General features: G+C 67.2%; 18 protein-coding genes and 2 pseudogenes. 4 read left to right on the top strand and 16 right to left on the bottom strand.

Going from position 1 to position 21,679, the window contains the following annotated elements; genetic code table 11:
• Positions 1-29: 29 nt before the first annotated feature.
• Positions 30-1,865 carry a flavin monoamine oxidase family protein gene (locus MF6396_RS15305; protein ID WP_078480788.1) on the top strand — a complete coding sequence of 612 codons (1,836 nt, stop codon included), beginning with the start codon at positions 30-32 and terminating at the stop codon, positions 1,863-1,865.
• Between the two features lie 218 nt (positions 1,866-2,083).
• Positions 2,084-3,090, top strand: a pseudogene (locus MF6396_RS15310) (Ldh family oxidoreductase).
• 58 nt (positions 3,091-3,148) lie between these two features.
• Here the strand turns inward: MF6396_RS15310 and MF6396_RS15315 are convergent.
• The 16 genes from MF6396_RS15315 to MF6396_RS15390 form a co-directional block, all read right to left on the bottom strand.
• Positions 3,149-4,735: an aldehyde dehydrogenase (NADP(+)) gene (locus MF6396_RS15315; RefSeq protein WP_078480789.1), complete on the bottom strand. Its 1,587-nt coding sequence runs from the start codon at positions 4,733-4,735 to the stop codon at positions 3,149-3,151.
• Positions 4,736-4,762: 27 nt separating this feature from the next.
• Entirely contained in the window at positions 4,763-6,154 is a 1,392-nt protein-coding gene (gene abaF / locus MF6396_RS15320) for a fosfomycin efflux MFS transporter AbaF (RefSeq protein WP_078480790.1), read from the bottom strand.
• 81 nt (positions 6,155-6,235) lie between these two features.
• Entirely contained in the window at positions 6,236-7,153 is a 918-nt protein-coding gene (locus MF6396_RS15325) for a dihydrodipicolinate synthase family protein (RefSeq protein WP_043861054.1), read from the bottom strand.
• Between the two features lie 124 nt (positions 7,154-7,277).
• A complete protein-coding gene (locus MF6396_RS15330) occupies positions 7,278-8,306 on the bottom strand; it encodes a trans-3-hydroxy-L-proline dehydratase (RefSeq protein ID WP_078480792.1) in 1,029 nt (342 codons plus the stop codon).
• A 116-nt stretch (positions 8,307-8,422) separates the two neighbouring features.
• A complete protein-coding gene (locus MF6396_RS15335) occupies positions 8,423-9,145 on the bottom strand; it encodes an amino acid ABC transporter ATP-binding protein (RefSeq protein ID WP_054916116.1) in 723 nt (240 codons plus the stop codon).
• On the bottom strand, positions 9,138-9,788 hold the full coding sequence (locus MF6396_RS15340; RefSeq protein WP_043861057.1) for an amino acid ABC transporter permease: 651 nt from the start codon (positions 9,786-9,788) through the stop codon (positions 9,138-9,140). Before MF6396_RS15340 ends, MF6396_RS15335 begins: the two co-directional genes overlap by 8 nt.
• A 10-nt stretch (positions 9,789-9,798) precedes the next feature.
• Positions 9,799-10,464, bottom strand: a complete 666-nt coding sequence (locus tag MF6396_RS15345) for an amino acid ABC transporter permease (protein ID WP_043861058.1) — start codon at positions 10,462-10,464, stop codon at positions 9,799-9,801.
• Entirely contained in the window at positions 10,457-12,238 is a 1,782-nt protein-coding gene (gene lhpI / locus MF6396_RS15350) for a cis-3-hydroxy-L-proline dehydratase (protein ID WP_078480793.1), read from the bottom strand. The genes MF6396_RS15345 and lhpI overlap by 8 nt, the downstream gene beginning before the upstream one ends.
• 10 nt (positions 12,239-12,248) lie before the next feature.
• Positions 12,249-13,067 (bottom strand): ABC transporter substrate-binding protein, encoded by an 819-nt coding sequence (locus MF6396_RS15355; RefSeq protein ID WP_043861060.1) that lies wholly within the window; start codon positions 13,065-13,067, stop codon positions 12,249-12,251.
• Positions 13,068-13,315: 248 nt separating this feature from the next.
• The gene (locus MF6396_RS15360; protein WP_043861061.1) at positions 13,316-14,065 is read right to left on the bottom strand and encodes an AraC family transcriptional regulator; all 750 of its coding nucleotides are present in this window, start codon (positions 14,063-14,065) and stop codon (positions 13,316-13,318) included.
• A 74-nt stretch (positions 14,066-14,139) separates the two neighbouring features.
• A complete protein-coding gene (locus MF6396_RS15365; protein ID WP_078480795.1) occupies positions 14,140-15,396 on the bottom strand; it encodes an NAD(P)/FAD-dependent oxidoreductase in 1,257 nt (418 codons plus the stop codon).
• The gene (locus MF6396_RS15370; RefSeq protein ID WP_043861063.1) at positions 15,393-15,629 is read right to left on the bottom strand and encodes a 2Fe-2S iron-sulfur cluster-binding protein; all 237 of its coding nucleotides are present in this window, start codon (positions 15,627-15,629) and stop codon (positions 15,393-15,395) included. Before MF6396_RS15370 ends, MF6396_RS15365 begins: the two co-directional genes overlap by 4 nt.
• Complete coding sequence (locus MF6396_RS15375) at positions 15,622-16,737, bottom strand: NAD(P)/FAD-dependent oxidoreductase (protein ID WP_078480796.1); 1,116 nt, start codon at positions 16,735-16,737, stop codon at positions 15,622-15,624. The genes MF6396_RS15370 and MF6396_RS15375 overlap by 8 nt, the downstream gene beginning before the upstream one ends.
• Complete coding sequence (locus tag MF6396_RS15380; protein WP_078480797.1) at positions 16,734-17,666, bottom strand: 4-hydroxyproline epimerase; 933 nt, start codon at positions 17,664-17,666, stop codon at positions 16,734-16,736. Before MF6396_RS15380 ends, MF6396_RS15375 begins: the two co-directional genes overlap by 4 nt.
• A 153-nt stretch (positions 17,667-17,819) precedes the next feature.
• Entirely contained in the window at positions 17,820-18,524 is a 705-nt protein-coding gene (locus MF6396_RS15385; protein WP_058541363.1) for a GntR family transcriptional regulator, read from the bottom strand.
• A 42-nt stretch (positions 18,525-18,566) separates the two neighbouring features.
• Positions 18,567-19,544, bottom strand: coding sequence for a LysR family transcriptional regulator (locus tag MF6396_RS15390; RefSeq protein WP_078480799.1), 978 nt, complete (start codon positions 19,542-19,544; stop codon positions 18,567-18,569).
• A gap of 113 nt (positions 19,545-19,657) precedes the next feature.
• Between MF6396_RS15390 and MF6396_RS15395 the strand changes: the two genes are divergently transcribed.
• Together MF6396_RS15395 and MF6396_RS29475 are read left to right on the top strand one after the other, a co-directional pair.
• The gene (locus MF6396_RS15395; RefSeq protein WP_078480800.1) at positions 19,658-20,545 is read left to right on the top strand and encodes an SDR family oxidoreductase; all 888 of its coding nucleotides are present in this window, start codon (positions 19,658-19,660) and stop codon (positions 20,543-20,545) included.
• A 274-nt stretch (positions 20,546-20,819) separates the two neighbouring features.
• Positions 20,820-21,464: pseudogene (locus tag MF6396_RS29475) on the top strand (cache domain-containing protein); the annotation flags it as partial.
• Positions 21,465-21,679 lie beyond the last annotated feature (215 nt).

Raw genomic sequence — 21,679 nt, forward strand, 5'->3', positions numbered from 1 at the left:
AGAACCCGACTACCTCAGGAGCCACTGCCATGTCCGCCATCCCTTCGCGCAGCCCCCGCAGGACGCCACTTGCCCGCAACAAGGACGTGACCGCGCTGGTCCCGGACTTCCCGTTCCACTACGCCGACTACCTCGCCGCCGCCCGTGCCGCCGGCCAGCCGCTGTGCCGCGTGCCGCCCGAGTGCTGGGGCCGCAAGGTGCTGGTGGTCGGCGCCGGTATCGCCGGCCTGGTGGCGGCCTACGAACTGCTGAAGATGGGCCTGCACCCGGTGGTGCTGGAGGCCGGCGAGCGCATCGGCGGGCGGCTGTATTCCAGGGTCATGGGCGACCCCGGCGCCGAGGTGATCTGCGAGCTGGGCGCCATGCGCTTTCCGGTATCCGGCAAGGCGCTGTTCCACTACTTCGACAAGGTGGGCATGAGCGCGCAGTCGGCGGACTTTCCCAACCCCGGCACAGCGGCCGCAGTCAGCACCGTGGTCGACTACCAGGGCCGCGTGAAGTACTACGAGCACGACAGCCCGGTGTTTCCCGTGCCACCGGAGTACCTGCAGCTCGAAGAGCAGTTCTTCGACACCTTTCTGGCGGGCGCGCCGTTCCACTTCCATGAACTGGAAACCGCCATGACCGAAGGCAGCATCGACCAGAAAGCCATCAAGCGCCTGTGGAATGCCATCGTCCACTGCGGCGCCGGCCGCAGCTGGGACGACGTCAGCTTCTACCAGGCCCTGCTGCAGGAGTCGGGGTGGAGCCGCGAGCAGATCAACCTGTTCGGCCAGATCGGCTTCGGCACCGGTGGCTGGAACACCGACTACCCCAACAGCATCCTCGAAGTGCTGCGGGTGCTGTACACCGGGCTGGATGCCAGCCACCGGCTCATGTACCAGGGCGCCGAGGCACTGCCCAGGGCGCTGTGGACGCAATCGCCCACTGCGTTGGGCGACCCCTGCGCCAACAACCAGGGCGACAGCAGCGTCGAGTCGATGACCCGCCAGGTATTCGCCGAGCCGTTCAACCAGGAGGTCCGGCATATCAGCCCGCTGGCGAACGGTGAGTTCTCGGTACTGGTCCACGACCTCAAGCGCGATACCAGCGCCTGGCTGACCATCGGCCACGTGGTCTACACCCCGCACCTGCGGGTGCTCGACAAGCTGCGCGCCAGCGGCACCGTGCAGCAACTGAAGGCCATGGACGCGCTGCTGCCCAGCGCGACCTGGGAGGCCGTCAAATACACCCACTACATGCAGTCGGCAAAGATCTTCGCGGCCACCCGGCGGCCCTTCTGGCACGAACGACCGGGGCCGATGCAGGAACGCACGCTGAGCGTGACGCTGTCCGATGGCCTCACCCGTGGCACCTACCTGGTCGATTACGCGCAGGCGCCAAGCGGCTACCGCGGCAGCGGCATCTTCCTGTCGTACACCTGGAACGACGATGCGCTGAAGTTCCTGGGCGACCGCGCCAGGCCGGCGCCGCAGCATGCCCAGTTGTGCACCACGTTGCTGCAGGCCATCTACCCCAACGTGGACCTCGCCGCGCACTACAGTGCCAGCAACACCTTCGTCGAGTTCAACTGGGAGGACCAGCCGCACTATCTGGGCGCCTTCAAGATGAACCTGCCCGGGCAGTACGCCTACCAGCGCAGGCTCTTCGCGCAGTTCATGACCGGGGTGGGCGATGCCACGCCCTACGGCTTCGTGCTGGCCGGCGACGACGTGTCCTGGACCGGTGGCTGGGCCGAGGGCGCGGTCACCAGCGCACTCAATGCCGTGAACAAGATTGCCGTGTGCCTGGGCGGCGCGAGCGACCCGCGCAACCCCGGCCCGGTGGAATCCTGGGCCGACCTGCAACCGGTCGAACTGCGCTGAAGCTATCCACAAAAAAAGTGGGTAGCTCTGTGGATAAAGCGCTACACGCTACGTACCACAAGGGCTGCGTCAGTTTGATTACAAACTGAACAGCTTCCCTGGGTGTGCGTGGGGGGCTGTTGGCCACTGTGCCAAGTTCGTCATGCCCGTGGTCCGAATCGATCAAGCCCGGCCCCGGTCGATGGGGCACGATGGACGGTCTGTCCAAGGAGCTGACCATGATTCGACTGACCCTTACCCAAGCCCATGAACTGGCAGAGTCGATCCTGCTGCACAACGGTTTCAACGCGGCGCACGCCGCAGCGGTGACGGCCACGGTGGTCGCCGGGGAGCGCGATGGCTGCGCCTCCCATGGGCTGTACCGGGTGATCGGCTGTGTGAACTCCCTCAAGGCCGGCAAGGTGTCGGCGGCGGCCGAGCCGCAGGTGATCGACCAGGCGCCCTCGATCGTGCGTGTGGATGCTGCTGGCGGCTTCTCGCAGCTGGCGTTCCAGGCCGGCTTGCCGATGCTGCAGGCCAAGGCCCGCAGCAACGGCATCGCGGCCCTGGCCATCAACCACTGCGTGCACTTTTCGGCGTTGTGGGTCGAGATCGAACAACTGACCGAGGCCGGCCTGGTGGCGCTGGCGTGCAACCCCAGCCATGCCTGGGTGGCGCCGGCCGGGGGCAGCCAGCCGGTGTTCGGCACCAACCCCATCGCGTTCGGCTGGCCGCGTGCGGGCGCCAACCCGTTCGTGTTCGACTTGGCCACCAGCGCGATTGCGCGCGGCGACATCGAGCTGCATCGGCGCGCCGGCAAGGCCAGCCCCGAAGGCTGGGGCGTGGATGCCCAGGGGCAGCCGAGCACCGACCCGAACGTGGTGCTCGACAGTGGCGCGATGCTCACCTTTGGTGGGCACAAGGGTTCGGCGCTGGCGGCGATGGTCGAGCTGATTGCCGGGCCGTTGATCGGCGACCTGACCAGTGCCGAGTCGCTGGCCTATGACGCGGGCAGCAAGTCCTCGCCGTACCATGGCGAGCTGATCCTCGCGCTGGACCCGCAGCGGTTTCTGGGGGCGGGCGCCGAGGCGCACCTGGCGCGGGCGGAGGCGGTGTTTGCGGGCATCGAGGGGCAGGGTGCGCGGCTGCCGTCACAGCGCCGCTTCAGGCGCGCAAGCGCAGCCTGGAGGAGGGCGTGCAGATCCCCGAGGCGCTGTACAACGACCTCAAGGCATTGCTGAACTGACCCTTTCGCCGGCAACGCCAGCTCCTGTAGGAGCCGGCGTTGCCGGCGAAGAGGCCCGTCAGCCTGCCACTGCCTCCCGGCTCTGCACCCCGTCCACCAACCGTACAATCCCCAACGGGCTGCCATCCTGCAACGCCGCCGGCAGCAGATCATCCGGGCAGTTCTGGTAACACACCGGCCGCAGGAACCGATCGATCGCCAGGCTCCCCACCGACGTCCCCCGCGCATCCGAGGTGGCCGGGTAGGGCCCGCCATGCACCATCGCATCGCACACTTCAACACCGGTCGGGTAGCCGTTGAACAGCACCCGCCCAACCTTCTGCTCCAGCAGCGGCAGCACCTGGGCAAACTGCGCCAGGTCGTCGGCTTCTGCAATCAGGGTGGCGGTCAACTGCCCATGCAGGCTCGCCAGCGCGCTGTGCAACTGATCCGCATCGGCCACTTCCACCACCACCGTGGTCGGCCCGAACACCTCCTCCTGCAACAGCGCATCACCGTCGAGCAGCAAGCCCACATCTGCCTTGAACAGCTGCGGCTGCGCCTGGTTGCCCTGTTGTTCACGGCCCGCCAGGTGGCTCACCCCAGGGTGCGCCTGCAACGCCTGTACGCCCTTGGCATAACTGCGCAGGGTGCCGGCATTGAGCATGGTCTGCGCCGGCTGCTCGCCCAGCGTCGCCGCCAAGTGCGCAACAAACGCCGAAAACTGCGGCGAGCGCAGCCCGATCACCAGCCCAGGGTTGGTACAGAACTGCCCGCAGCCCATCACCACCGACGCCGCCAGCTCCGTGGCGATTTTCTCGCTGCGCACCTGCAGCGCCTGCGGCAGCACCAGCACCGGGTTGATGCTGCTCATTTCGGCAAACACCGGGATCGGCTGCGCCCGCGCCGCCGCCATGTCGCACAGCGCGCGCCCGCCCTTGAGCGAGCCGGTAAAGCCCACGGCCTGGATCGCCGGGTGCTTGACCAGCGCCTCGCCCACCCCGGCGCCATAGATCATGTTGAACACGCCCTCGGGCATGCCGGTGCGCTCGGCGGCGCGAATGATCGCGTTGGCCACGTGCTCGGCCGTGGCCATGTGCCCGCTGTGGGCCTTGAACACCACCGGGCAGCCGGCCGCCAGCGCCGCTGCGGTATCGCCCCCGGCGGTGGAGAACGCCAGCGGAAAGTTGCTGGCGCCGAACACCGCCACCGGCCCCACGCCGATACGGTACTGGCGCAGGTCCACCCGTGGCAGCGGCTGGCGCTCGGGCAATGCGCGGTCGATGCGTGCACCGTAGAAGTCGCCCCGGCGCAGCACCTGGGCAAACAGGCGCATCTGCCCGCTGGTGCGGCCGCGCTCGCCCTTGATCCGTGCCGTGGGCAAGGCCGTTTCGCGGGTTACCAGCGCGACGAAGTCATCGTCCAGCGCGTCCAGCTGCTCGGCTATGGCCTCCAGAAACTCCGCCCGGCGCCCGGCCGGCAGGTTGCGAAACGTCGGGTAGGCCGCCGCTGCGGCGCGGGCGGCAGCGTCCACTTCCTCGGCGGTGGCCTGGGTGAAACGGTACGGCAGGGCGTCGCCGGTGGTGGCGTCATGGCTGTGCAGGGTGATGCTGCCGGCGGCGCTGCGCGCACCGCCGATGTAGTTGTGGCCGATGATCTCGGTCATGCAGACCTCCTGTTGAAAGGGTTGGGCTCAGGCCAGCGAGTTGCCGCGAGCGCTGGCGGTGTCGGTGCTGGCGGCAACCCGCTCGGCCGACTCGGCGTCGACCAGGTGCAGCGACTTGCCACGGGTTTCACGGGTCAGGCCGACGGCGACGATGGAGATCGCCGCGGCGCCCACCAGGTACCAGGCAATCGGCGTCGAGCTGTTGTACTTGTTGAGCAGGGTGATGGCGATCAGCGGTGCCAGGGAGCCGGCGAAAATCGGCGCCACCTGATAGCACAGCGACAAGGCGGTGTAGCGCACATGGGTGGGGAACATCTCGGCCATCAGCGCCGAGTAGGGCGCATAGGTCATCGACTCGATGGCCAGGCCCAGGGTGATCGCCGCCATGATCAGCCAGTTGTTGCCGGTGTCCATCATCGGGAAGCCGACGAAGCCCCAGAACGCGGTCAGCACCGCACCGGTCAGGTACACCGGCTTGCGCCCCACCAGGTCCGACAGGTAGCCCATCAGCGGGATCAGGAAGAAGTGCAGCAGGTGCGCGCCGAACATCAGCAGCAGAATCTGCGAGGTGTCCTTGTGCACCACCAGCTTGAGGTAGGTGATCGAGAAGGTCACCACGGTGTAGTACAGGATGTTCTCGGCAAACCGGGCGCCGATGCCCACCAGTACCGAACGCCAGTGATGGCGCAGCACTTCCACCACACCCAGCTGCTGCACCTTGTGCTGCGCCTGGCGGGCCTGGGCCTGCTTGAAGATCGGGGCATCATCCACGCTGGTGCGGATCCAGTAGCCGATCAGCACCACCAGTGCCGACAGCCAGAACGCCACGCGCCAGCCCCAGGCCAGGAACTGCTCCTCGTTCAGGGTGCTCGACAGCGCCAGCAGCGCCACCGTGGCCAGCAGGTTGCCGGCCGGTACGCCGGCCTGCGGCCAGCTGGCCCAGAAGCCGCGACGGTTGTCCGGGCAGTGCTCGGACACCAGCAGGATCGCGCCGCCCCATTCGCCGCCAAAGGCGAACCCCTGGATCAGGCGCAGCAGCACCAGCAGGATGGGCGCGGCGTAGCCGATGCTGTCGAAACCGGGCAGGCAGCCCATCAGAAAGGTGGTGATGCCGACCACCACCAGGCTCAGTTGCAGCAGGCGCTTGCGCCCGAACTTGTCGCCATAGTGGCCGAACACCAGGCCGCCCAGCGGGCGGGCCAGAAAACCTACGGCGTAAAGGGCGAAGGCGGCGATGATGCCGTCGATGGGGCTGTCGGTCTGGCGAAAGAACAACTGGCCGAACACCAGTGCCGAGGCCGTACCGTAGAGAAAGAATTCATACCATTCGGCGACGGTACCGGCCATGGCGGCCGCTACCACACGCTTGAGGCCCGCCGGGGCGGTGGTTGCGCGGGGAGAGGGGTGTGCAGTGCTCATGCTGGCGTTTCCTGTGCAGGCGCAAGACAGAAAAACAGGCGCGCCGGGTGGGCCCCGCAGAGAGGCCCGCCCGGCACTCACTCAGAGGCCGACATCCGGCAGTTCAGGGCGGTTGGCCAGGGCCTTGGCCATGATCTGCTCGACGAACTCGCGGTCGTCCTTTGGCAGGGCCAGGCGCGGTGGACGGGTCAGCGCGCTGCCGCGACCGGCAATGGCTTCACACAGCTTGATGCACTGCACCAGGTCGGCGCGGGCATCCAGGTGCAGGATCGGCATCAGCCACTCGTAGATCGGCATGGCCTCGGCAAAGCGTCCGGCCTTGGCCAGGCGGAAGATCGTCTCGCCCTCCTTGGGGAACACGTTGGACATGCCCGACACCCAGCCCTCGGCGCCCACCGCGATGCTTTCGAGCACCACGTCGTCGAGGCCGGCGAACAGCACGAAGCGGTCACCCACCTCGTTGCGCACGTCGATGAAGCGGCGGGTGTCGCCGGAGGAATCCTTGAAGCACACCACGTTGTCGCAGTCGGCCAGGGAAATCAGGATGTCCGGGGTCACGTCGTTTTTGTAGATCGGCGGGTTGTTGTAGACCATCAGCGGCACGTCGGCATGCTTGGCCACGTAACGGTAGTGCTCGGCGGTCTCGAACGGCTTGGAGCCGTACACCAGCGCCGGCATCAGCATCACCCCGTCCACGCCCACCTTGCGCACCGCGTTGGCCACCTTGGCGGCCTGCACGCTGGTGAACTCGGCCACGCCGCAGATCACCGGCACACGCCCACGCGAGGCATCCACCGCCACTTCGGTCACGGCAATCTTTTCTTCGGCCGTCAGCGAGGTGTTCTCGCCCACCGAGCCGCACACCACCAGGCCCGACACGCCGTCGCGGATCACGTTGGAAATCACCTGGTGGGTTTTTTCCAGGTTGATGGAGAAGTCGTCGTTGAATTGGGTGGTGACCGCAGGGAACACGCCACTCCAGTTGATGCGCTTGCTCATTGGTTGTCTCCGGTGGTTGTTAGTATTTCGTATACGATATTTTATGTGTGTGAAGCAGACCAGCGTTATTTCGGGGTTTTTGCTGGTCTTTTTGCTTAGGGTTTGTGAATCAAGGGCTTAGCGATCAGGCGCCGGGCCAGGTGTCCGACAGTCGGTAGCCTTGTGGCCACGGGTCGGCGGGGTCGAGCAGCAACTGATGGGTACCGGTGATCCAGGCACGCCCCGAAATGCACGGGTAGATGGCGGCGCGCCCGGCCACTTCGGTCAGCGAATCGATGCGACAGTGGAACTCCGAGCCCAGGATCGAGCGGCCGATGAAGCGTTCGCCCACCTGCATCAGGCCCTTGGCCTGCAACACGGCCATGCGCGCCGAACAGCCGGTGCCGGTGGGGGAGCGGTCGATCTTGCCGGGCTGGATCACCACCGCGTTGGCACCGGTGGCCACGCCATTCTCCATCACGACGGGCGCGGCGATCTGGCAGAACGAGATATGCGACCAGCCGGGGTTGAGCGGGTGCACAAAACCCAGTTGTTCGTTGGCGGCGCGGGTGATCTTCAGGCCCACCTCCACCAGGTCGGCGGCCTCGTCGGGGCGAATGGCGAAGCCCAGGCGCTGGGCATCGACAATCGCGAAACTGTCGCCGCCATAGGCGGTGTCGACCTGCAGCGAGCCCACGCCCTCGACCTCGATCCAGGCGTCCAGGCGGTCGGCGAAGGAGGGCACGTTCCTGACCTCCACGCGCTGCACCTTGCCGTCCCGGCATTCGGCCACGGCCTCGATCAGGCCGCCGGGGGCTTCGAGCACCAGGCGGGTCTGCGGCTCGGTCATCGGCAGGATGCCGCTGTCGAGCAGCACCGTGGCCACGCACAGCGAGTTGGAGCCGGACATCGGCGGGGTGTCGGCCGGCTCCATGATGATCCAGCCCATCTGCGCGGCCGGGTTCTTGGGCGGCACCAGCAGGTTGACGTGACGGAACACGCCGCCACGCGGTTCGTTGAGCACGAAATTGCGCAGGGTGTCGTCCTGCGCGATCCAGCGCGACTGTTCCCACAGGGTGTCGCCCGGTGGCGGCGCGACGCCACCGACAATCACATCGCCGACCTCGCCTTCGGCGTGGCAGCTGACTACATGTATCACCTTTGATGAACGCATTGCCTGGCTCCTGATTGATTGGGGCTGCTGCGCAGCCCATCGCGGGTCAAGCCCGCTCCCACAGGGTATGGGCTGATCTGTGTGGGAGCGGGCTTGACCCGCGATGAGGCCCCTGGTTACTTCACTGACTTGAGAAACGCCGCCGTCTCCGGCTGCTGCGGGTTGCCGATCACCTGGTCCGGCGAGCCGATCTCGTGCACCAGCCCGTTGCGAAAGAACGCCACCCGGTCCGACACATCCCGCGCAAAGCGGATCTCGTGGGTCACCAGCACCATGGTCATGCCGTCTTCGGCAAGCATGCGCATGGTGTCCAGCACTTCACCCACCAGTTGCGGATCGAGCGCCGAGGTGGCCTCGTCGAACAGCATGTAGTCCGGCGACATCGCCAGCGCCCGGGCAATCGCCATGCGCTGCTGCTGGCCACCGGACAACTTGCCGGGGAAGGTCTTGAACTTGTCGCCCAGCCCCACGTGGGTCAGCTGCTGGATCGCCAGAGCCTCGGCTTCCTCGCGGCTCTTGCCCAGTACCTTGCGCGGCGCCAGCATCACGTTCTCCAGCACCGTCAGGTGCGGGAAGGCATTCCACTGCTGGAACACGATGCCGATCTTCTGGCGCAGGCGGTTGAGGTCGGTGGCGCGGTTGTGCACTTCGATGCCATCCACGCGAATGCTGCCCTTCTGGATCGGCTCCAGGCCGTTGATGCACATCAGCAGGGTCGACTTGCCCGAGCCCGAACCGCCGATGATCGACACCACCTCGCCCTTGTTCACCGTCAGGCTCACGCCCTTGACCACTTCCAGGTCGCCGAAGGATTTGTGTACGTTGTCGATCTCAATCATTTTCTTGCCACCTTCTTTCCAGTCGGGCGCCCAGGCGTGCGACCACCAGGCTCATGACGTAATAGATGAGGCCCGCGATGCACAGCACCAGCAGGGGTTCCTGAATCCGTGTGACGATGGTCTGGGAGGCGCGCAGCAATTCGACGATGCCGATCCACATCACCAGCGCGGTGTCCTTCATCACGCTCAGCACCAGGTTCAGCCAGCCCGGAAAGGCCACCCGCGAGGCCATCGGCAGCACGATCCAGCGCAGGTCCTGCAGGTAGCTCAGGCCCAGCGACCGACTGGCCCGGCGCACGCTGGGCGGTACCGCCAGCACACCGCTGCGCACGATCTCGGTGAAGTACGCCGCGGCGTACACCCCCAGCACGATGCAGCCCACGCTGAAGGCGCTGATGTTCAGGCCCACGATGCTCTTGAACGAGTTGAACAGCACGAACTGGATCAGCAGCGGCACGCTGCGAAACACATCCAGCACCCAGGCCAGCGGCAGGCTGGCGCGTGGCAGCAGCGCACGCAGCAGGCCGAACACCAGCCCGGCCACCGAGCCCAGCATGATCGACCAGAAGGTCAGTTGCAGGGTGACCCAGGCCCCGTCGAGCAGGAACAGCATGTCGTTCCAGGTAAAGCTTGTAGAAAACATGGACAGCTCCTCAGTAACGGAACAGCCGCCAGGCCATCAGCCGGGCCACCGCGACGATCAGCTTGGCGATCAGGTAATACAGCACCGCTGCAATGGCGAAGTACTCGAAGGTGCGGAAGGTCTTGACGTTGTAGTCCTGGGTCACGCCGGTGAGGTCGTTGTTGAGCCCCACGATCACCCCCAGCGAGGTCATCAGCACCGCCCACACCATCTGGTTGCTCAAGGGGTAGAACACCACCCGCAGCAGCTGCGGCACGATGATCATGCGGTAGGCCTGGAACGCGCTCATGCCCAGCGAGCGTGCCGCGCGCATCTGCGTGGTCGGCACTGCCTTGAGCCCGCCGCGAAAGTTCTCCGCCAGGTACCCGGCGTTGTTGAAGGTGATGCCGGCCAGCAGCGCGAACCACGAACTCACGTGCAGCCCCAGCGAGCCAAGCCCGAAGTACAGGATGTAGATCTGGAACAGCGAAGGGGTGTTGCGCGCAATCGATACCCAGGCATTGCCGATGCCGCGCAACACCGGCTGCTGCGCTTCACGCATCACGGTCAAGGCCAGGGCGATCAGCACGCCGAAGATCATCGACAGCGCGGCGGTCTCGAAGGTGACCCAGGCGCCGGCCAGCATGTCGGGCAGGGCGCGCAGGGCCGAGCGCCATTGGAAGGTGTAGTCAAACATGCGCGGGGCTCTCCTGTGGGGCGGCCGGCTGCAGCCAGGCCGGCAGGCGACCGCTGGCGCTGCCGGTGCAGGCGGCCTCGACGCACTCGCCAAGGCTGGCGAAATGCACCGCCCGGCCCGCCAGCCCGGGGGCGTAGTGGGCGTATTTGCCCGAGTTGGTCATCAGTGTGCGGGCGGCGGGCGGGATCACCGGCTCGCCGAGCATGCACCAGCAGGTGTCGGTCACCAGCACCGCGCCGAAGGCTTCGATCGGGGCAAGGTGGCCGGCGTCACGGGCCTGCTCCAGCACCGCACGGCCGCAGGTGATCACCAGGCTGACCGCCGGGTTGCGCGTGCGCCCGCGGCACAGCTGTGCCAGGTGCGCGAACTCGCCCAGGGAGAAGTGCGGGTTGCCCAGCGACACCAGGTCCACCTGGCTGTCACGGGCACTGTTCAGCTCGCGCCAGCTCACCAGCAGGTCGGCCAGGGCAATGCGTTTTACCGGCAGCACCTCGCCCGCGCTGACCGCCTGGGCCGGGTCCAGCGCTTCGGGTGTGACCCCGGCGATATGGAACAGCGGCGCCGCCGAGGTGGTGGCGAACGCGGCGCCGAAGGCCTTGAGGTCGTCGTGGGTCGGGGCAAAACGCTCCAGGCCTGTCACCAGCGGGATCCGGCTGCCGACCATGGCGCCGATGTGATAGCCCAGCAGCGGGTAGAACGCATCGTCCAGGTGGGTCAGCGCCGGCAGGTCGATCTGCACCCGCGCCTTGCGCTGGGCCTCCAGGTGGCAGCCGATCAGCGGCGCGCGGCCGGTCAGGGCGATGCAGATATCCAGGTAGTCGGGGTACTTCAGGGTACGCGCGCCGAGCACGCTGTTGGCGTACACCACGGCGTTGGACTCGGCCCACACGATCTGCTCGCCGAGCTTCGGCGCGCTGTCTAGCAGGTAGGGGGCGCAGGTAAAGCTCATCTGCGCGCCCATCGCCATGTAGGCATCGCCCAGCGCACTGGCAGGTTCGCCCAGCGCCGCGTCGATACCCAGTTCGCGCCAGCGGCGCTGGTCCACGGAAATCGAGTTGAGGGTGGTCGGCACCCGCACCCTGGCGCCCCACTGCACCAGCTGCTGCGCAAAGCGCAGGCTGGCGGGGCCGGTGTAGATGCAGCCGTCGATATGCGCCTGGCTGATGTCCACCAGGCTGTGTGCGCCCTGCAGCTCGGCCATGCGCAGCACGATCTGCATCGCCACCTGCGCGGCCTTGCCCAGGTCGCCCGCGAGCAAGGCCTGGTCGTGGTCGGTAAGGGTGAGGGTGGTCGGGCGCGTCGCCGCCGGCGGGCTGGCGGGGGCTGCCGGCAGCGCCTCGGCGGGGGCCTGGTCGAACAGCACCAGGCGCTCGCCCTGCACCTGCGCAAAGGCCTTGCCGCGCAGGGCGGCAAAGGCCTGCTGGCCGATGCACAGCACCGGCAGCGAGCGCCCGAACAGCAACTGCGCCACCAGCACGCCCAGGGTCAGGATCTCATCCGGCTCGGCCAGCACCAGTGCCGCCGGTGCATGGCCGTTGCTGATCAGCTCCATCATCACACTGCTGCCGGTACACGAGCCGCGCCCGCTGGGAATGGCCAGCACGCGGCCGGCCAGGTGTGCGCCGCTGAGCGGGTGATGGCGGTCGATGACCTCGCCGCTGAAGGCGTCGACACCGCCCCAGAAACTCAGGCCGATGTCGGCGAACAGCAACTCGCCACTGGCCGCGCCATCGACCAGGCTACGCCCGTTCAGGGCAGTGGAAGGGCTGGGCATGCCGGGCACCTCAGTAGTAGACCTTCGGCACGGTCAGGTCGGTCGGCGGGATATCGGTGCCTACCCATTTGACGAACAGCTCGTTGTAGCGGCCGCTACGTACCTGCTGGTTGACGAACAGGTTGAGGTAGTTGAGCAGGCCGTACTCGTTGCGCTTGGCTCCCAGCGACACGTAGTCGATCACGTAGGGTGCGTTGCCGGCGATCTTCAGGTTCTTGTACTTGCCCGACTTGAGCGTGGCGGCGGCCACGGTGTTGGTCACCACGGTGGCATCGATGTGCCCCTGGGCCACGGCCAGGATGGTGTCGTTCTGCGACTGGTAGGCGCGGAAACTGCCGCTGCCCCACTGCTTCACGTCCTTCTCCAGCGCGATGGCTTCATAGGTGCCGCTGGTGTTGCCCAGGGCCTTGCCCTTGATGTCGTCGAAGCTGTTGATGCCGGTGTTGTCGCGGGTCAGCACGACCATCTGGAAGGCAAAGTAGGGCACCGTGAGGCCGACCGTCTTGGCCCGCTCCAGGGTGTCGGAGGTGGACGCCACGATCACGTCGGCCCGCCCCGAGACCAGCGCCGGGATACGGTCCGGGAACGGCGTCTCGACGATCTCGGCATCAACCCCGAGGACCTTCGCCAGGTCGTTGCAGTAGTCGACGTCGAAGCCGGCCGGCTTGTTGGCGTCGTCGCGAAAGCCCATGGGCGGGAAGTCCAGGGTCACGGCGCAGCGCAGCTTGCCGGAGCCGATGATGTCATCGAGCTTGTCGGCCTGGGCGGTGGCGATGAAGGAGGTACTGAGCACAGCGCTGAGAGCTACAACAAAAGCGGGGTTTTTCATGGAAGCCTCGTTTGTCGGAAGGTGCTGGTAGCGGGCGTATTGTGAATTTCGTATACGATATTTTTATAGCAATGCGCGTGCCTGTTTTTGCCCGGGCGATGCAATTGCTTTGCGGCCCTTGAGCCAGAGGACTTGCGTTGAATCCGGCAGGGCAGGCGGGCGGTGCGCAGGAAACGCTGCCCGGTGCCGGCGGTGTTACATATGGGAGCAGTGGGTGCGGCGGCGCACCCTAAAGGAACACACCGCGTCTAGCGGCGGGTATCGCGGTACTGGCTTGGCGACAGGCTGGTGAGGGCGCGGAACTGGCGGCTGAACGCGCTGTGGTCGGTGTAGCCGCAGCGCAGGGCGATCTCGGTGATCGGCAGGTCGCTGTGGTGCAGCAGCCGCGAGGCTTCTTCAAGGCGCACCTTGTGGATCATCTGGCGCGGGGTGAGCTGGAACACACGCTTGCAGTTGCGCTCCAGCTGCGCGGCAGACAACCCGGCAATCGCGGTCAGCTCGGCCAGGCTCACGGGCCGTGCGAAGTGCTCGCGAATGTGCGCATCCACCGCCGCCAGGCGATCGAAGCCGGGGTGGCTGGCCTGGGGCGCCTGCAGGTCGCGGGAGATGCCGGCCAGGCCGACGATCTGGCCCTGGGTGTCGAACAGTGCCAGCTTGTGGGTCAGGCACCACACCGGCTGGTTGCCGAAGTACAGGTGCAGTTCGAGCTGGTCGGCCAGCTCGCGGCCGCTGTCGAGCACGCGGCGGTCCTGCGCGGTGTACAGCGGGCCGAAGCGCTCGGGGAACACGCTGTCGGCGGTCAGCCCCAGCAGCTCGTGGCTGTGCCTGAAGCCGCAGCGCCGGGCCAGGGTGTGGTTGACGAAGGCGTAGCGGGCCTGGGTGTCCTTGATGAAGAACACCACGTCGCTCAGCGTATCGAGCAGCGGCGCGATCGGCTGCAGGCTGCTCAGCAGGCTGGGCAGGTCGCAGGGCTGGAAGCTGTTGAGCGATACGTACATGGCGCTGACGGTCTGGTGGGCACCTTCGGGATCATAGAGATCCGGCGCCCGCCTCGAAAGCCCCGGGGTGCGTTTCATGCGGGCGGGGTGTCGTCCAGGCACAGCAGGGTCTCGATGCGCGCCGGGCTGAACGGCGGGCGCGGCGCCGAGGGCTGCCAGCCGAACAGGTGCTGCGCTGCGGCGCCGCACACCCGGCCCTGGCAGGCGCCCATGCCGCAGCGACTGCTCAGCTTGGCCTCGCGCCAGTCACGCTGGCCGGCGAGCTTGCTGTAGGGCACATCCTCGCAGCGGCATACCAGGGTGTCGGGGCGGGCCAGTTGCTTGAGCTGCGGGGCAAGGGCGAAGGCGTGGTTGAGCGCCTTGGCGAAGCCCTGCCAGCGCGCTCGCTGCGGCCAGTGGCGGGCGGCGCCCTGGCGGTCGCCCACGGCCGCCAGCCCGGCAATGGTGCCTTCCACCAGCGCCAGTTCGCTGCCCCCAAAACCGGTGCATTCCCCCGCCGCGAACAGGCCCGGCTCACTGGTGGCCTGCCACGCCTCCACGGCCAGCGCCTGGCCGTGGCGTGTGCAGCCCAGGGCCTGGCCGAGCTGGCTGTTGGGAATCAGGCCGAAGCCGCAGGCCAGGCGCTCGCAGGCCAGCTCGACCAGGTTGCCGTGCTGGCGCAGGCGCACGCCTTCGAGGCGCTCGCTGCCGAGTGCCTCCACCACATGGCTGTCGGTGCGGTAGTGGCGGTCGAACAGGCCGAACGCCTGCAGCAGCTTGTTTGGCCAGCGCGGCAGTTGTGCGGCAAAACCCGCCACCGCGCCGCGGGTTGCCTGTTCGGCAACGCCTACCACCTGCGCGCCGTTGTGCCGCGCCGTGGCAGCGCTGGCCAGCAGCAGCGGGCCGCTGCCGGCGATCACCACGCGCTGGTCGCGCACCGGCAGGCCGCCCTTGATCAGTGCCTGCAGGCCACCGGCACCGGTCACGCCGGGCAGGGTCCAGCCGGGGAAGGGCAACAGCAGTTCGCGTGCGCCGGTGCACAGGATCAGCGTGTCGTAGTCGATCACCCAGCCGCGCTCGGCGTCTTCCACCAGCAACTGGCGCGGGCCGGTGGCGGCGATCACGCGGGTCTGCGGGTGGTGCTGCACATTGTTCAAGGCGCCCACGTGCTCGCGCAGGCGCTGTGCCTGCGCCGGCACGCTGGCCTGCGGGCCGTCGCGCCAGATCTGCCCGCCGGGCCAGGGGTTGTCGTCCAGCAGCACGATGCGTGCACCGCTGGGGGCAGCGGCCAGTGCGGCATTGAGGCCGGCCGGGCCGGCGCCGATGATCAGTACGTCGGCATGGGCGCTCATGCGCGGGTCTCCACCTGCATGCCGTCGCGGCACAGGGTCTGGCAGGCCAGGCGGCGCCGGCCGTCGATGCTCACCCGGCATTCCTGGCAGATGCCCATGCCGCACAGCGGTGCGCGGCGCTGGCCGCTCACCGAGGTACGCGTGCAGCCGTCGCCAGCCAGGGCCAGTGCAGCGGCCACGCTGGTGCCTTCGGCCACGCGCAGGGCACGTCCGTCCAGGGTCAGTTCAGGCATGGGTCGGTTCTCCGAGAAAACGCTGTGGCAGGTAGGCCTGTGCGGCCAGGGGCGGGTGTTCGTCGAACAGTTGCGCCACCAGCAGGTCGGCGGTGGCCGGGGCCGTGGTCACGCCCAGCCCTTCATGCCCCACCGCCAGCCACAGGCCGGGGCGTTGCGGGTGCTGGCCCACCAGCGGCAGGCCGTCGGGGCTGGCGGCGCGAAAGCCGGTCCAGGCGCGAATCGCATTGAGCTGGGCCAGCGCCGGCACGTATTCGGTGGCGCGCTTGAGCATCCTGGCAAGCATCCAGCCTTCCACCTGCGGGTCGGTGGTGCCGAACTGGCGTGAGGCACCGATGAACAGCTGGCCGGTAGGGCGCGGCTGGATATTGCACGCGGCCGACGGGCCGCTGGCGTTGTGCGCACTGGTCACGTAGCCCAGTTCCACCAGGGTGTGGGTGACCTGGCCGGGGTAGCGGTCGGTGATCAGCAGGTGGCCCTTCTTGGGTTGTATCGGCAGTTCGGGGCACAGTTCGGTGGCCTGGATACCGTTGGCCAGCACCACGGCCGTGGCGGCCAGCCACTGTCCGTCGTCCAGGCGCACCCGGGCGCCATCCACCTCGGCGACCCGTGCCTGGCGCTGGCGAATGCGCGGCTGGTCGAGCATCCAGCGTGCGGTGGCCGGGGCATACAGAATGCCGTCGTCCTCGATCAGCAGGCCGCCCTCCAGCCCTTCGCGCAGCAATGGTTCGCGTTCGCGCAATCGAGGTGCGCCGACCAGCTGGCAGATCACCCCATGGGCGCGCAGGTTGGCGTGCTTGTGCTCGGCCACGGCCATTTCTTCAGCGTTGGCGGCCAGCCACAGGGTGCCGTTGCTGCGGTAGGCGCAGCCTTCGGGCAGGTTGCGCGCAATGTCGCGCCAGCGTTGCAGCGAGTATTGGCTCAGGGCCAGTTCGGCGGGGTTGTCGTCCAGCACCAGCAGGTGGCCCATGCCGGCGGCGGTGGCGCCGGGCAGCCCGGCATCCAGCACCAGCACGTCGAGGCCGCGCCGGGCCAGGGCCTGGGCGCAGGCCGCGCCGATGATGCCGGCGCCCACCACGATCACATCGGCGGCCAGGCCCTGGGTCACAGGCGGATGCCCCAGGCGAACGGGTCGTCCTGCTCGATGATCAGCGTGGCTTCGGCGCTGATATGCGCGCGGCCGCGAATGGTCGGCACGATGCGATCGCCTGCGGTTTCGAACGAGCCTTCGAACTGGCTGCCGATCACGCTGGCCTGGCGCCAGATCTGGCCCGGTTGCAGCTTGCCGTCGGCGGCCAGGCACGCCAGCTTGGCGCTGGTGCCGGTGCCGCAGGGCGAGCGGTCATAGGCCTTGCCGGGGCACAGCACGAAGTTGCGGCTGTCGGCGTCGGGGTCGTCGGCGAACAGCTCGACGTGATCGATCAGGCCGCCGTCCTCGCCGCGCAGGCCCTGATCTTCCAGGGCCTGCTGCACGGCCACGGTGTAGGCGGTGAGCGCGTCGAGGTTGTCGCCGCTGATACGCAGGCCGTGCTCGGCCACCAGGAAGAACCAGTTGCCGCCCCAGGCGATATCGCCGGTCACTTCGCCGATGCCGGGCACCTGCACGCTGACGGCGTGGCGATAGCGGTAGGCGGGTACATTGCGCACGCTGACCGAGTGGTCGTCGTGCAGGGTGGCTTGCACGTTGCCCACGGGGGTTTCGAGGGTGTGGGTGCCGGGGCCGATCCTGCCCAGGTGGGCCAGCGAGACCACCAGGCCGATGGTGCCGTGGCCGCACATGCCCAGGTAGCCGGTGTTGTTGAAGAAGATCACCCCGGCGCAGGCGCTGGGGTCGACCGGTTCGCAGAGCAGTGCGCCCACCAGCACATCATTGCCGCGGGGTTCGAGCATGCAGGCGGCGCGCCACTGATCGTGGTGTTCGGCCAGCTGTTGCCTGCGTTCGGCCATGCTGCCGTGGCCCAGGTCGGGGAAGCCTGCGGTGACCAGGCGCGTGGGTTCGCCGCCGGTGTGGGAGTCGATCACGGTGATGCGTTTCATGGGGCGCGTCCGTTGGGGGGTATGGACGCAAGGGTGGCGGTTGGTGGGGGGTGGCGTCTTGATGGAATTGCGCGGTGTGGATGACGAAATCGGCATAGGGCCATGACATGTCCGAACTGTTGCAACGCGCCATGGCCTGGGGGTTTTGAGAGGTCAGCCCTGTTGGCCCGGCTCCAGACCGGGGTGGGGCTTGGCCATCGGCAAGTGCTCCAGCAAGGTCTCGCACACCCCCGCAATATGCTCATCCAGCAAGCCCACCGCGCGCTCCACATCACCCGCCCGGCATGCATCGAGGATCTCGCGGTGTTCGTGGTCGGCACGCTCCTTGCCCGCCGACAGGCTCATCTGCATGCGCAGGTACCGCTCCAGCTTGTCGTTCACCGAACGGATCATGCTCACCAGAAACGGTCGCTGCGCCGGCTCGTACAGGCACGCATGCAACTCCCAGTTCAACTGCGCCCAGCGCCCCACATCGTTCTCGCCAATGAACTCCTGGCAGATGCGCTCGGCCTGTTCGAACGTGGCCTCGGTCATGTTCGGGATGGCCAGGCGCAACACCTTGTCCTCCAGCAACATGCGCACCTCGAACATCTGCGCCAGCTCGAAGTCCGACAAGCGCGTGACCATCGCCCCACGGTTGCGCTGGAACATCACCAACCCCTCGGCCTCAAGCCGCTTGAGCGCCTCGCGCACCGGGATCTTGCTGACGTTGAACTGACGCGCGATGTCGTCCTGGCGAATCGGCTCGTCTTCGTCGAAGTGCCCGGCCACGATGGCATCGCGCAGGTGCCGGGTGATGATCTCGGACGTGGAGGGCGTGTTGCCCAGGTCCGGCGCGTTGAGTTTGGGTAGGTTCACGGTGGCAATCATTCGAGGGGATTTAGGGATATGGTATACGAATTATCTGGAAACGTTCGCCCGGGAGCGCGACGCGTTGCCACACGATGACGGCGACGGCGGCTCGAAACCGTCCCCCGACAGGCACTGGCGCAGGTGCGTCAGCAGCGTCGCGACCTTGGGCTGCGCCTGCCGGCTCTTGAGCCACGCCAGGTGAATCGGCAGGCCGTCGGTGGCCAGCGGCGCCAGCACCTGTACCAGGCTGCCGTCTTCCAGCTGACGGCGAATCAGCCAGGTCGGCAGCTGTGCGATGCCATGCCCGGCCAGCACTGCGGCCACCTGGCCCTCGGCATCGCCCACCGCCATGCGTGCCGGCATGATCCGACGCTCGGTATGCCCGGGGCGGGCGGTAGGGAAGTGCCACGGGCCGACCATGCCGTCATTGAGCCCGTACACGATGCAGCTGTGGCGTTCCAGTTCGAGTTCGTTGCCGGGCTCGCCATGGCGCTCCAGGTACGCGGGGGCGGCGCAGAACACCCCGCGCTGCGAGCCCAGGTAATGGTGCCCCACCGCCGCCGGCCAGCTTTGCGGCCCGCCGATGCGCACGAACAGGTCGATGCCGGCCTCGACCGGGTCCACGAAGCGGTCGGAGAAGGTCACGTGCGGCATCAGCAGCGCATGCTCGCGCACGCAGGCCAGAATCGCCGGCAGCCCGTGCAGGCGCCCGAAGGCCGCCGGCAGGTCGATGCGTACCCGGCCGCGTGGCTCGGCGTCTTGGGTGCTCAGCGCCAGCTCTGCCTCTTCCAGCTCGGCCAGCACGCCGGTACAGGTGCGATAGAACGCCGCCCCGGCTTCGGTCAGCGCCACGCGCCGTGTTGTGCGTGCCAACAGGCGCGTGTGCAGCCGCGCCTCGAGCCGCGCGACGCTCTTGCTGACTGCCGAGCCGGTGAGGTTAAGGCGCTCGGCCGCGGACTTGAAGCTGCCCAGGTCGGCCACGCAGACGAACACGTCGATGCCCTTGAGGCGTTCCGAAGAATACATGTGCCCACCCCATTGATGAATTGCAGTCACTTTACCCGGTAAAACATATCGCCAATACGCCGTTTGTTCCCAAGTAGCCTGATTCGACCTCTACTGCACAACAGGTTGCGACCATGCACGACACCAAGCCCACCGTCCTCATCACCGGCGCCACCGGCCAGATCGGCGGCGACACCCTGCGCTTTCTGCAAGGCGACGACATCATCGAACTGGTGGCCGCCGTGCGTTCGCCGGCCAAGGCGCAGCCCTTCCAGGCCCGTGGCATCCGCACGGTGATCATGGATTTCGACCACGAGCACACCCTGGCGCCGGCCCTGCAGGGTGTCGACCGGGTGCTGCTGGTGACCGGCTACAGCGTCGACATGCTGCGCCAGAGCAAGGCCTTTCTCGACCGCGCACGCCACGCCGGGGTGCAGCACGTGGTGCACCTGGGGGCCTGTGGCGACGACGACGCCACCATCGGCCACTGGGCCTGGCACCAGTTCGTGGAGCGCTATGTGCAATGGTGCGGCTTCAGCTTCACCCACCTGCGCCCGGAGTGCTTCATGCAGAACCTGCTCAGCTACGACGGCACCCAGGCCGTGCGCAACGGCGTGATCGAACAGTACACCGGCCACACGCGGTTCAGCTGGGTCGACGGCGAAGACGTGGCGCGGGTGGCGGCGCAGGCCCTGCTGCACCCGCAGCGCCATGCCGGACAGACCTACCGCCTGGGCTACGACGTGAAGTCCTACGACGAGGTGGCACAGGTGATGAGCGAGGTACTCGGCCAGCCGTTTCGCTATGACGCGCAATCACCCGACGTGTTTCTCGAAAACATGCGCGCCGCCGGCGCCGAGATGGCCTACATGAGCTGCGTGCACGACAACTTCACGCGCATGGCCGCCGGCACCATCCCCGGGGTCGACCAGGTGTTCGACAACTTCCAGGCCATCACCGGCCGCGAGCCGGTGCGCTGGGTGGATTTCGTGCGCAAGCACCGGGCTGCATTCGCCTACTGAACGAATACATGTCTGAATCTTTTTGTAAGAGGTAAATGCCATATTATAAGTGGGTCAATCTTCATTTTAAAATACAATAGTGTATGTTTGTGCGCGGTGCGCCTTGCGCCGTCTTGCATAACAATAAAATGAGGTATTGCCCCCTATGATCGGGTTGAGACATCTGCGTATCAGCACCCGCATCACCGTGCTGGTGATCGGTATCACCCTGTTTGTCGTGTTGCTCAGTGGCTGGCTGGGGCTGACCCTGCAACGCAGCCTGCTGCAGGAGAAGATGGCCGGTGTCGGCACTGCGCTGGACACCGCATCCACCTTGCTGGCGCATTATGAGAAGCAGGCCGAGGAAGGCCACCTGAGCCGCGCCGAGGCGCAGCGCCAGGCGGCAGAAATGGTCAGCCGCCTTCGCTACCTGGGCGACAACTACCTGCTGATTCTCGACCTGCAGCACCGCATGCTCATGCACCCCAAGGCACCCGCCCTGGTGGGCAAGTCGCAGGCCGATTTCAAGGACGTCAACGGCAAGCCGTTCGCCCGTGAAATGATCGACCGGGCCGTGGCCCAGGGACGCGGCACGGTAGAGTACTGGTTCCCGCGGGCAGCCGGGCAGGCGCCGGAATTCAAGGTGTCCGAGGTGGTGCTGTTCAAGCCCTGGGGCTGGGTGCTGGCCAGCGGCATCCACCCGCAGGACGTGCGCCACGAAGTGAACACGGTACTGCGCATGCCGGCGTTGCTGGTGCTGGTGGCGTTGCTCGGCATGGCGCTGTGCGCCTGGCTGCTGATTCGCAGCATCACCCGGCCACTCAACCACACCGTGCAGGCGCTGGCCCGCGCCACCGATGGCCACACCGACCTGACCTTGCGCCTGCCCACCGACGGCTTCGACGAGCTGACCCAGGTGGCGCACAGCTTCAACCGCCTGGTGGAGGCTGCGCACCGCGTCACCCGCAGCATGGCCAAGGCCAGCCAGCGCATCTCCAGCACCAGCGACAGCCTGGGGCAGATCACCGAGGCGGCGCAGCGCAGCATGCAGGCCCAGCAACTGGAGACCGACAGCGTGGTCACGGCCATGAGCGAGATGGTCAGCACCGTGCAGGACGTGGCGCACAACGCCAGCGTCGCCGCCAGCGCCACCCG

It is taken from the genome of Pseudomonas sp. MF6396 (assembly GCF_002018915.1).
Classification (GTDB): domain Bacteria; phylum Pseudomonadota; class Gammaproteobacteria; order Pseudomonadales; family Pseudomonadaceae; genus Aquipseudomonas; species Aquipseudomonas palmensis.